This is a genomic window from Roseateles sp. P1_C1_2 (genome assembly GCF_056406535.1).
The window spans coordinates 239,484-250,992 of sequence record NZ_JBFUAB010000003.1; the positions used below are offsets into that span (position 1 = coordinate 239,484).

Below are 11,509 nucleotides of genomic sequence, written 5' to 3' on the forward strand. Positions count from 1 at the left end.
GCGGCCCCGCGGGGCCGCTTTTTCTTTGCCGGGCCTCAGCGCTTCAGCAGGCCCAGGCCCTTCAGGTAGTCGCCTTCCGGGAAGCAGACCGTCTGCGGATGGTCGGCCGCGGCCGACAGGCGCTCGACGATATAGCCGTCCACGCCCGCGTCCAGGCCGGCGCCGGCGACGATCTTGTGGAAGAGGTCGGGCGAGATGCCACCCGAGCAGGAGAAGGTGTAGAGCAGGCCGCCATCATTGAGCAGCATGAAGGCCAGGCGGTTGATGTCCTTGTAGGCCCGCGCGGCGCGCTCGGCGTGGGCGACCGTGGGCGCGAACTTGGGCGGGTCGAGCACGATGGCATCGAAGCGCCGGCCCTCCTGCAAGCAGCGTCGCAAGGTCGCATTCACGTCGGCATCCCAGGCCTGGTGGCGGCTCGCGTCGAAGCCGTTCAGCTCGACGTGGGCCTGGGCACGCGCCAGCGCCGGGCCGGAGGAGTCGACGCTGATGACCTCGCTCGCGCCGCCCGCCAGCGCCGCCACCGAGAAGCCGCCGGTGTAGCTGAAGCAGTTCAGCACGCTCTTGCAGCCGTACTGCTTCACCGCGTCGGCAAAGCGGCGGCGGCTGTCGCGCTGGTCGAGGTAGTAACCGGTCTTGTGGCCTTCCGCCACATCCAGCGTCAGCCGCCAGTCGTGCTCGCGGATGGTCAGCGCCGTCTCGCCCTCACCACGCAGCCAGCCCGTCTGCACGGGCAGGCCTTCCCATTCGCGGGCCTGGGCGTCGGAGCGCTCGTAGAGGCGCGCGAGGCCGGTCACGGCCAGCAGCGCATCGACGATGGCGCCCTTCCAGCGCTCGGCACCGGCGCTGCCAAACTGCGCGACCAGCGTGTCGCCATAGCGGTCGACGACGAGGCCGGGCAGGCCGTCGGCCTCGCCGTGCACCAGGCGCCAGGCGTCCGACGCGATGGCCAGCCGGCTGCGCATCGCCACCGCCTGCTCGATGCGTCGCTTGAAGAAGGCCGCGTCGATGCGCTCGGCCTCGTCGAAGCTCCAGGCCCGCAGGCGGATCTGCGACTGAGGGCTGAAGGCAGCCCAGCACAGGAAGGCGCCGTCGGCCGACTCGACGCGCACCGTCTCGCCCGAGTCGCCACCGCCGCGCGCGACGGAGCTCTCGAACACCCAGGGGTGGCGCTTGAGCAGGGAGCGCTCCTTGCCGGGCCGAATGACAACTTTCTTCATCGCTGCAGCGTCCCGAAGGCGTAGTTGAGCCCGAGGTGGAGCACGGGCGTGGACTGGTTGCTGCCGCGCATGGTGCGGAACTCACCGAGGCCGGTGCGCAGGCGCAGCCGCTCGCCGACCCGCCATTGCGCCCACAGCTCGGCCTGCGTCACGGCACCGCCGCCCACCTGCACGCCGCCGCCGCCGGCCGCGCCGACCAGCCATTCCGCGCCCACGCGCATGCCGCTCCACAGCGGCGCGCTCTGCACGCCCAGGCCCAGCAGGCCGAAGGAATAGGCACCCGCATGACCAGCCGCCGCGCTGCCGGCCTGCGCCGTGCCGTAGAGGCTGGAGGTGAACTCGCGCGACATGGTCACGGCCAGGCTGCTGACCGCTTCGCGGCGCCCATCCTTGAAGCGCACTCGCGGCAGGTGCATGACGCTGGCGCCGAGCTGCTGCCCGCGCACCGTGCCGCCGCTGTCATCGGCGAGCGCCACGGGCGCACGGTCCAGCGGCATCGAGATCACGGCGCGCACGAAGCGCGCGCTGTAGTTGCCGCGCGGGGCATGGGTCAGCCCCGCGTCGAAGCGCAGGCTGGGCCCCCAGGGCGTGATCCAGCGCAGCGTCGGGCCGGCGCGCAGCAGCAGGCCGCTGCCGGTATCCAGGTTGCCACCACCGGCCAGGCCCGCCCCGAGCTGGCCACCGATGCGCAGTTGCGGCGATCCCAGCGCCCAGTCCTGGCCGATCTGGCCCAGCACTTCCATATAGCCGTCGGCACCGCCCTGGGCCGCACCCGCGGCCTCGATGCCCCACCAGCTGCCGTCGACGATGTACTGGCGCAGTTCCGCGCCGGCCTTGCCCACGCGGCGCGTGCGCCGCTCGCCGTTGCGGTCGACGCTGACGGAGCGCGGCGACTCATAGCCGCCGATCAGCGAGATCTCATCGAACTGCAGGCCGGTGCGCTGGCTGGCGCGGCCCGGGCGGCCGGCATCGTCGGGCGAGAAGCTCGCGAAGCCCATCGAACGGCCGATCGAGAAGCTCAGGCCGACGCCGCTCTTCACATTGCCACTGGGGAAACGGATCTGCGAGATGCCGATGCCGGTGTACCAGGCGCCGGCCTCGGTGCGCAGCGACAGTTCGGGCCTGAGCATCAGGCCGCCGCCGAAACGCAGCTGCTGGCTCGACAGCCCGCCGCCCGCGCCGACATACAGGCTGGCCGCCAGATGGGTGTTGCTGCTCAGCCGCCAGCGCCGCTGGCCGGTGAAGCCGACGGTGAAGATGCCGCCGTAGTTGCCCTTGGCCGCGCCGTAGACGCCGGGGCCGAAACCCCAGTCATCGTCCAGGGCCATCATGTAGCTGAGCGATGCGAAGGCGGTGCGGCCGCCGTCGGGCATCTTCATGCGGGTCCAGTTGCCTTCGACCGCCGCGGGGCGCAGCGTGTCGACGCGGGCAAACGGGGCGTCGTCGGGAATAGCCCAGGTCGTCGTCGGCAGCATGGCAGCCAGCGCGGCCAAAGCCGTGATTTGGAATCTCATTTCTTGGCTCGGGGGTGCGCGGCGTCGTAGATACGCGCCAGGTGCTGGTGGTCCAGCTGCGTGTACACCTGGGTCGTCGTGATGTGGGCGTGGCCGAGCAGCTCCTGCACGGCGCGCAGGTCGCCGCTGGACTGCAGCAGGTGGGAGGCGAAGCTGTGGCGCAGCATGTGCGGGTGGACATGGGCCGGGCTGCCGGCCGCGACGGCGCGCGCGCTGAGCATGGCGCGCAGCGTCGAGCCGGCAATGCGATGCCCGCGCGAACCGACGAAGAGCGCCGCCTCGCCGGCCGCCGCCACTTGCGGCCGCACGGCCAGCCAGGCCCGCAGCGCCTCGGCCGCGGCCTTGCCCAGCGGCGTGCTGCGGCGCTTGCCGCCCTTGCCCAGCACATGCACCTCGCCAGCTTGCAGGTCGACCCAGCCGTCGGCCTGGCGACTGGCCTGGGCGTCCAGGCCCGTCAGCTCGGAAGCACGCAGGCCGGCACCGTAGAGCAGCTCGACCATGGCGCGGTCGCGCGCCTCCAGCACCGGGTCGGCCGCGGCCTCGGGCGTGTAGGCGGCGAGTTGCACCGCATCGTCCACGCCCAGGGCCTTGGGCAAGGGCTTGGGCGCCTTGGGCGCGCGCAGGCCATCGAAGGGATTCAGCGCGACGCGACCCTGCAGGCCCAGCCAGCGGTAGGCGCTGCGCCAGACCGACAGCAGCAGCGCAATCGACTTGGGCGCCAGGCCTTCGCGATGCAGCAGCGCGGCGAGGCGGCGCGCCTGGGCGATGCTGAGGGCGCGCGCATCGATGGCGCTTGAGGCCAGCATGGCCTGCAGGCGCTCCAGGCCATCGGTGTAGATGCGCAGCGTGCGCGGACTCAGGCGCTGCTGCACGCGGGCGTGCTGCAAGAACTCCGTGAAGTCCTGCGCCAGCTCCATCATGCAGCGAGCAACCCCGCCAGCCCGGCACTGGCAATCTCGCCGACGCGGGTCAGGAAGTCGGTGCCCATCTCGGCCGTGTAGCGCGTCGGGTCGGGCGAGCCCAGCACCAGCAGGCCGAAGGGCTTGTCCTCGTTGGCGCTGGGCTGGTGCAGCGGGATCAGCGCCAGCGAGGTCGCCGTGCCGCCGCTCTCGGACAGGCCCAGCCAGCGCGCCGCCTCGAAGCCCGAGTTCACGCCGCAATAGGGCTGGCTCAGGCTGGAGGCGAAGCTGCGCACGTCGGTGCTGACCGAGGCCGCGAACTCCAACGCCTCGTGCTCGGGCGCCACACCCCACAGGCGCAGGCCGGCTTGCGGGATCATGAACTGGTGGCGCAGCTCGGCCAGCAGCACGTTGGGCAGCTCGGGCGTGCCGACGGCGCGCATGACGGCCAGCGTCCAGCGGTGCAGGCGGTCGGCGATGGCGACGTTGTCCTGGCCGTTGCGGATCATGTCGATGACCCGCATCTCCAGGCCCTTGATCTTGTCGCGCAGCATCTCGGCCTGGCGCTCCTGCAGCGACACGGCGCGCGCGCCATGCGGGTGCTGCAGTTGCACGCTGGCCAGCAGCGCCGCGTGGCGCTCGAAGAAACCGGGTGTGGCCGCCAGGTAGTTGGCGATGTCGGTTTCGGTGATGCCTTGCACCGCGTCAGCGGCCGGGTTGGAACTCACAGCGTGATCTCTCCGTCAAAAACTTTCACTGCGGGGCCGGTCATCAGCACCGGGTTCTCGCCACCCGCCCATTCGATGCGCAGCAGGCCGCCGCGCGTCTGCACTTCCACCGCTTCGTCCAGCCAGCCAGCGCGGATGCCCGCAACGACGGCCGCGCAGGCGCCCGTACCGCAGGCCAGGGTCTCGCCGGCGTCGCGCTCGAAAACGCGCAGCGCGATGCCGTCGCGGGCCAGCACCTGCATGAAGCCGGCGTTGACGCGCCGGGGGAAATGCGAGTCCTGCTCGATCAGCGGGCCCTGGGTCAGCACCGGCGCCGTCTCGACGTCGTCGACGCGCTGCACCGCATGCGGGTTGCCCATGGAGACGACGCCCAGCTCCGCACCCTCGATGGGCCAGAGCTCGAAGCCGTTCACCAGACGCGGCGTCAGGCCCCGGGCGTCGAAAGGCAGGGCCGCATGCTCGAAGGCTGGCGCACCCATGTTGACCGTCACGCGGCCGTCGTCCTGCAGCTTCAGCAGCAGGCGGCGATTCATCGTGTCGACCTGGATCTCGCGCTTGGTCGTAAGCCCGGCGTCGACGACGAAGCGCACGAAGCAGCGCGAGCCGTTKCCGCAATGCTCCACCTCGTCGCCGGTGTTGTTGAAGATGCGGTAGCGGAAGTCCGCGCCGGCGTCCTGGCTGGGCTCGATGACGAGGATCTGGTCGCAGCCGACACCGAAGCGGCGGTCGCCGAGCAGGCGCATCTGCTCCTTGGTCAGCGCGAAGGGCTGCTTCGTCGCGTCGATGACGACGAAGTCATTGCCGGCGCCGTGCATCTTGGTGAAGCGCAATCTCATGGAGCCGGATTATCGGGGGCGGCCCCGATATCCAGGCCACGCGGCTGCTTATAGCGGTGGTAGCCCCACATGTACTGCCCCGGTGCGCGCCGGATCACACTCTCCATGGCGGCATTGATGGTCGCGGCGGCCGCCTCGGCCGGCGCGTCCTTGGCGATGTCGGGCGCCGGCAGCACATGCACGACGAAGCCCTGCCCGCCGGGCAGACGCTCGCCCCAGATCAACAGCACCGCCGCTCCCGTCTGCTGCACGAGGCGGGCGGCCAGCGTCATCGTGTAGGCGGGTTGGCCGAAGAAGGGCGCCCACACGCCGAGGCCGTCCGGCGGCACCTGGTCGGGCAGCAGGCCGATGACCTCCCCCTTGCGCAGCGCACGGATCATCTGGCGCACACCGGCCAGAGACGCCGGTGCGGTGGCCAGGCCAGCGCGCTCGCGCGATCCGGCCATCACCTCGCGCAGCGAGGCCTGGCGCGCCGGGCGGTAGAGCACCGTGATGGGGGCCTCGGCCGTCGTGAAACGCTCGGCAATGGCCTGGGCGCAGATCTCGAAGCAACCCATATGCGGCGTCAGCATGACAAGGCCGCGCTTTTGTTCAAGGGCCGCGGCAATCAGCTCGCCGCCCTCCCAGCGCAGCCTGTCGCCCAGCGGCTGGCGCTTGGTGGCTATCCACAGCCAAGGCAGCTCCGCCGCCATGCGGCCGGCGGCCGCAATCGCCGGCCGCGCGTCACCCCAGGCCACCCCCGCCTGGGCCACATTGGCCTGGAAGCGCCGCCGGTAGACCCCCGAGGCGAAATAGACGGCCCAGCCCAGCAGCCCGCCCAAAGCGTGCAAAAGCGCCAAGGGCAGCCGGGACAACAAACGAAAGACCAAGCCCATGTTTCTTATAATCGCCGGATCGCCGAGTTACTGAACTACTTGCGGGGCGATCCATAAATCCCGCTAAAGCGTTCGCCGCATCCTCCTGGAGCAACGGCGACGCCGTCAACTAAGCAACCGGAGTTTAAAAGTGGCGAACGATTTCCTCTTCACGTCTGAATCTGTTTCTGAAGGACACCCCGACAAGGTGGCCGACCAGATTTCGGACGCCATCCTGGACGCGATCTTCGAGCAGGACCCGCGCAGCCGCGTGGCCGCCGAGACGCTGTGCAATACCGGCCTGGTCGTGCTGGCCGGCGAGATCACGACGAACGCCCACGTCGACTACATCCAGGTCGCGCGCGACACCATCAAGCGCATCGGCTACGACAACACCGAGTACGGCATCGACTACAAGGGTTGCGCCGTCCTCGTCGCCTACGACAAGCAGAGCAACGACATCGCCCAGGGCGTGGACCACGCCTCCGACGACCACCTCAACATCGGCGCCGGCGACCAGGGCCTGATGTTCGGCTATGCCTGCGACGAGACGCCCGAGCTGATGCCGGCGCCGATCTACTACGCCCACCGCCTCGTCGAGCGCCAGGCCCAGCTGCGCAAGGACGGCCGCCTGCCCTTCCTGCGCCCGGACGCCAAGAGCCAGGTCACGATGCGCTATGTGGACGGCAAGCCCCACAGCATCGACACCGTCGTGCTCTCCACCCAGCATGCGCCCGAGTACTCGCTCGGTGACCGCATGACGGACGAGTTCTACGAAGCCATCCGTGAAGAGCTGATCAAGCCGGTGCTGCCCAAGGAGTGGATCAACGCCGACACCAAGTACCTGATCAACCCGACCGGCCGCTTCGTCGTCGGCGGCCCGCAGGGCGACTGCGGCCTGACCGGCCGCAAGATCATCGTCGACACCTATGGCGGCGCCTGCCCCCACGGCGGTGGCGCCTTCTCCGGCAAGGACCCGTCCAAGGTCGACCGCAGCGCCGCCTATGCCGCGCGCTACGTCGCCAAGAACATCGTCGCCGCCGGCCTGGCCCGCCAGTGCCAGATCCAGGTCGCCTACGCCATCGGCGTGGCCCGCCCGATGAACGTGACGGTCTACACCGAAGGCACGGGCGTCATCCCCGACGACCAGATCGCCAAGCTCGTCAACGAGCACTTCGACCTGCGTCCCAAGGGCATCATCCAGATGCTGGACCTGCTGCGCCCGATCTATTCGAAGACGGCGGCTTATGGCCACTTCGGGCGTGAGGAGCCTGAGTTCACCTGGGAACGTACGGACAAGGCTCAGGCGCTGCGCAAGGCGGCCGGCCTGTAAAACCTCGTCTCTCGGAGCAAACACCGCCTCTTCAGGCGGTGTTTTTCCTTGCACCAACCGCCACGCACGGACGTAGAGTCAACGCACCGGCAGGGTGCGCGATCACAGCCGCCCGCCGCGCCATCAACCTGGAGGCGGTGATGAACATGCAATCCATGCGAATCGGGACCCGGCTGGGCCTGGGCTTCGGCCTGGTGCTGCTGCTGCTGGCGGTGGCCCTGGGTGTGAGCTACCGGCAGATCGGCGCCGTCGGCCCCCACATCGACCTGCTGGTGGAGCTCCAGCGCCGCCAGGACATGGCCCAGGACTGGCGCACCGCCACCCAGCTCAACGTCACCCGCACCGATGCGGTCGCGCGCGCCGGCGGCGCGGGCCCGGTGGCCGAGTTCTTCTCGCCCGCCATCAAGACGACCAGCGCCAAGATTACCGAGCTGCAGGAGGGCCTGACCAAGGTCGTCGACACCGAGCGCGGCAAGGCCCTGCTCACCGAGATCGCCGACGCGCGCAAGGCCTATGTCGACATCCGCAACCAGGTCTTCGCCCAGCTCAAGGCCGGCGAGGCCGACGCCGCCCTGCAGACGCTCGAGGGCAAGATGCGCCCGGCCTCTGAAGCCTATGTTGCGGCCATCAGCCGCATGGCCGACTTCCAGGGCGAGCGCGTGCGCGTCGAGACCCAACAGGTCATGGAAGAAGCGCGCCGCACGCAGATGATCATGCTGGTCATCGCCATCGCCTGCCTGAGCGTGGGCGTCGCGGCCGCCTGGCTGATCACGCGCTCCGTCGTCGGCCCGCTGCGCGAGGCCATCCAGGAGGCCGAGGAGGTCGGCCGCGGCGACCTGTCGCGCGACATCCGCAGTGTCGGCAGCGACGAGACCGCCCAGCTGACGCAGGCCCTGGGGCAGATGCAGCAGGCGCTGCGCCATCTCGTCGGCTCGGTGCGCGAAAACGCCAACGGCGTGGCGACGGCCAGCACCGAGATCTCGCACGGCAGCAACGATCTGTCGGCCCGCACCGAGCAGCAGGCCAGCGCCATCCAGCAGACGGCGGCATCGATGGAGGAGCTGTCGGCCACGGTCAGGCTCAATGCCGACAACGCCGGCGAGGCCGACCAGCTCGCGCATGACGCCAGCCAGGTGGCGCGCCAGGGCGGCGAGGTCGTCGGTGAGGCGGTGCAGCGCATGAAGGGCATCGAAGAGAGCTCGCGCAAGATCGGCGACATCATCGGCACCATCGACGCCATCGCCTTCCAGACCAATATCCTGGCGCTGAATGCCGCCGTCGAGGCCGCCCGCGCCGGCGAGCAGGGCCGCGGCTTTGCCGTCGTCGCCAGCGAGGTGCGCATGCTGGCCCAGCGCAGCGCCGACGCGGCCAAGGAGATCAAGGGCCTGATCGGCGACAGCGTCGAGCGCGTCGAACAGGGCGCCGTGCTGGTGAACAAGGCCGGCCAGACCATGGAGCAGGTCGTCACGGCGATCGGTCGCGTCGCGCAGATCGTGCGCGAGATCAGCTCGGCCAGCCGCGAGCAGAGCACCGGCGTCAGCCAGGTCGGCCAGGCCATCACGCAGATGGACCAGGCCACGCAGCAGAACGCCGCCCTGGTGGAAGAAAGCGCCGCGGCGGCGGAGAGCCTCAAGCACCAGGCCGATGAGCTGGTGAAGCTCGTTTCAACCTTCCGCGTCTAGAACGAAGCCGACACATCGGCTCGGCGCGCCTGGCAGCTTGTTGGCGCGACGGCGCCGCTTCGCGGCTGCGCGTCATCCATTTCTCACGTCATTCGCCGTTGGGCAAGTCCTTTGGCGTCGAGCCCCTCGTGCCATTCTCCTGATCAGATTTTGGCTCGTCGACCGCGGGCATATTCGAGGCCACACCCTGCCGCTCGAGATGATCACGAACGGCCGCTGCGTTCCTTTCCACAACTTCGCTCACGGCCTCGGTCAGGACCCGGTCAATCTCGACACGCTCCATCAGCTCTTCGACACCGATCACCGTTTCGCGGGCCGGATCTCCCTCGGCGCTTTCGCCGGGCGACGGGGCGCCTGGGGCATTGGCAGTTTGAGGGGTCTGGTTGGTCGAGTATTGCTTGCACAGTTCGAGGAACTGGTCGATCTCGGTCGACTTGTCGAACACTGCGTCGGCGCCGCACTCGCTCGACTTTCGGCGAATGTCCGGCGTGGCGTAGTTGCTCAACACGATCATGTACTGATCGCTGCGGCGCGCTCTTCCGGCGCGCAGAACCTGGAGTCCGTTGCCCGCTTTCAGCAACATGTCCACGATCGCAATTCGCCACTGGTCCGCATGCGCCTTCAGCGCCGCAATGCCTTGATCTGCCGTCTCGGCGGTGGCGATGACTTCGACGTCCGCAAACTCCTCCAAGGCCGGAATCAGGCTTGACCGGATAGCAGCACTATCTTCGATCAAAATGGTCGCGATAGGCATCGTTCGTCCAGCCGGCGCCAGTGGGCAAGGACGTTTATACAGGGCGTGCTCTGCCCATAATGTAGGACGACGCGCCGCCCCTGCACCAAGCGGGCGGACGCACCACGCCAAGCGGGAAAGCCGCACCAGGAGAGGCCATGTCTAACGAGTTGTCTGATTCGCAGGGAAAGCGGGATGCGTCGCCGCTCGACGACGCACTGACCAAGAACAAGGAAGCGACCGAGGAAGTGGCGCGCGCCGCTGACGATCTGGCTGTCGTGCATGCGGTCCTTGACACCAAGCTCGCCAAAGGTTCGAGTGACGGCGACGTCAAGCGGGCGGTCGCCGAGACGAAGAAGGTCGAGGAACGCCTCAGCGAGTCCGCCGAAAAGCTGGAGCAGGTCAACGAGACCTTGGAGCGCGAAGTGCGTAGAGGTGCTTGAGCCGCTCAGAGGCCGCCCCCGCTACCCGCTCACCCCTCTCAACGCGTCGTCCAGCACCTCCACCCAGTGCCGCACCGGATGGGTCGTGCCGCTTTGCAGATGCTGGATGCAGCCGATGTTGGCTGAGACGATCTGTTCGGCCTGCAGCGGCGCCAGCGCCGCCAGCTTGCGGTCGCGCAGCTGCCTGGACAGCTCGGGCTGCAGCACCGAATAGGTGCCGGCCGAGCCGCAGCAGAGGTGGCTGTCGCTCGGCGCGCAGGCGATGCGAAAACCCAGCTCGCCGAGCGAAGCTTCCACGCCACCCTTGAGCTTTTGCCCGTGCTGCAGCGTGCACGGCGAGTGATAGGCCAGCGAGCCCGGCTTGGCCTTGAGCCGCGCCTTCAGCGTGGGCACCAGCTCGGGCAGCAATTCGCTGAGGTCCTTGGTCATCTCGCTGACGCGCCTGGCCTTGTCGGCATAGGCCGGGTCGTGGGCCAGCAGATGGGCGTAGTCCTTGACCATGACGCCGCAGCCCGAGGCATTTATGACCAAGGCCTCGACACGCTCGCCCAGGCCCGAGACCAGCGGCCACCAGGCGTCGATGTTGCGGCGCATGTCGTTCAGCGCAGCCTCGTGGTCGCCCAGGTGCTCGCGGATGGCGCCACAGCAACCCGCGCCATCGGCCACCACGGTCTGGATGCCCGCTGCGTCCAGCACGCGGGCCGTGGCGCTGTTGATATTGGGCGCCATGGCCGGCTGCACGCAGCCCAGCAGCAGCGCGACCTTGCGATTGAGCTGGCGCGTCGGCCAGTCGTGGGCCGTGGCTGGTGGCCTGGCCGGTACCTTGTCCTTCAGCGACGCCGGCACCAGGGGCCGGAACATCTGGCCCAGCTTCATCGCCGGCTTGAACAGCGGCGAGGTCAGCCCCTCCTTCAGCAGCCAGCGCACGCGCTTCTCGGCATTGGGACGTTCGACCTTGGCGTCGACGACGCGGCGGCCGATGTCCACTAGGCGGCCGTACTCGACGCCCGACGGACAAGTCGTCTCGCAGTTGCGGCAGGTCATGCAGCGGTCCAGATGCAGCTGGGTTTCGCGCGTCGGCTCCACGCCCTCCATGACCTGCTTGATCAGGTAGATGCGGCCGCGCGGGCCGTCCAGCTCGTCGCCGAGCAGCTGATAGGTCGGGCAGGTCGCCGTGCAGAAGCCGCAGTGCACGCAGCGCCGCAGGATGGCCTCGGCCTCGGTGCCCTCGGGGGTACCGGCGAATTCGGGGGCGAGGGTGGTTTGCATG

11 protein-coding genes are annotated in these 11,509 nt (G+C 69.1%); 3 read left to right on the top strand and 8 right to left on the bottom strand.

The window, feature by feature from the left end; genetic code table 11:
• Positions 1–35: 35 nt before the first annotated feature.
• From AC1D2H_RS04295 to AC1D2H_RS04320, 6 genes are read right to left on the bottom strand one after another with little or no spacing between them, the layout of a single operon-like run.
• Positions 36–1,217, bottom strand: coding sequence for a class I SAM-dependent rRNA methyltransferase (locus AC1D2H_RS04295; RefSeq protein WP_478010006.1), 1,182 nt, complete (start codon positions 1,215–1,217; stop codon positions 36–38).
• On the bottom strand, positions 1,214–2,731 hold the full coding sequence (locus AC1D2H_RS04300; protein WP_478010007.1) for a hypothetical protein: 1,518 nt from the start codon (positions 2,729–2,731) through the stop codon (positions 1,214–1,216). Before AC1D2H_RS04300 ends, AC1D2H_RS04295 begins: the two co-directional genes overlap by 4 nt.
• On the bottom strand, positions 2,728–3,651 hold the full coding sequence (locus tag AC1D2H_RS04305) for a tyrosine recombinase XerC (protein WP_478010008.1): 924 nt from the start codon (positions 3,649–3,651) through the stop codon (positions 2,728–2,730). The genes AC1D2H_RS04300 and AC1D2H_RS04305 overlap by 4 nt, the downstream gene beginning before the upstream one ends.
• Positions 3,648–4,358: a DUF484 family protein gene (locus tag AC1D2H_RS04310; protein WP_477931373.1), complete on the bottom strand. Its 711-nt coding sequence runs from the start codon at positions 4,356–4,358 to the stop codon at positions 3,648–3,650. Before AC1D2H_RS04310 ends, AC1D2H_RS04305 begins: the two co-directional genes overlap by 4 nt.
• Positions 4,355–5,194, bottom strand: a complete 840-nt coding sequence (gene dapF / locus AC1D2H_RS04315; RefSeq protein WP_478010009.1) for a diaminopimelate epimerase — start codon at positions 5,192–5,194, stop codon at positions 4,355–4,357. The genes AC1D2H_RS04310 and dapF overlap by 4 nt, the downstream gene beginning before the upstream one ends.
• Positions 5,191–6,069, bottom strand: coding sequence for a lysophospholipid acyltransferase family protein (locus tag AC1D2H_RS04320; RefSeq protein ID WP_478010010.1), 879 nt, complete (start codon positions 6,067–6,069; stop codon positions 5,191–5,193). Before AC1D2H_RS04320 ends, dapF begins: the two co-directional genes overlap by 4 nt.
• A gap of 130 nt (positions 6,070–6,199) precedes the next feature.
• On the opposite strand from AC1D2H_RS04320, the gene metK reads away from it, so the two are divergent.
• Together metK and AC1D2H_RS04330 are read left to right on the top strand one after the other, a co-directional pair.
• Positions 6,200–7,381, top strand: coding sequence for a methionine adenosyltransferase (metK, locus tag AC1D2H_RS04325; protein WP_477931370.1), 1,182 nt, complete (start codon positions 6,200–6,202; stop codon positions 7,379–7,381).
• 155 nt (positions 7,382–7,536) lie between these two features.
• The gene (locus AC1D2H_RS04330) at positions 7,537–9,063 is read left to right on the top strand and encodes a methyl-accepting chemotaxis protein (RefSeq protein WP_478010011.1); all 1,527 of its coding nucleotides are present in this window, start codon (positions 7,537–7,539) and stop codon (positions 9,061–9,063) included.
• 88 nt (positions 9,064–9,151) lie between these two features.
• Here AC1D2H_RS04330 and AC1D2H_RS04335 read toward each other — a convergent pair whose 3' ends face one another.
• Positions 9,152–9,817, bottom strand: a complete 666-nt coding sequence (locus tag AC1D2H_RS04335; protein WP_478010012.1) for a response regulator — start codon at positions 9,815–9,817, stop codon at positions 9,152–9,154.
• 137 nt (positions 9,818–9,954) lie between these two features.
• On the opposite strand from AC1D2H_RS04335, the gene AC1D2H_RS04340 reads away from it, so the two are divergent.
• Positions 9,955–10,239: a hypothetical protein gene (locus AC1D2H_RS04340; RefSeq protein ID WP_478010013.1), complete on the top strand. Its 285-nt coding sequence runs from the start codon at positions 9,955–9,957 to the stop codon at positions 10,237–10,239.
• A 21-nt stretch (positions 10,240–10,260) separates the two neighbouring features.
• Here the strand turns inward: AC1D2H_RS04340 and glcF are convergent, their stop codons facing one another.
• The gene (gene glcF, locus AC1D2H_RS04345) at positions 10,261–11,508 is read right to left on the bottom strand and encodes a glycolate oxidase subunit GlcF (RefSeq protein WP_478010014.1); all 1,248 of its coding nucleotides are present in this window, start codon (positions 11,506–11,508) and stop codon (positions 10,261–10,263) included.
• Between the last annotated feature and the right edge of the window lies 1 nt (position 11,509).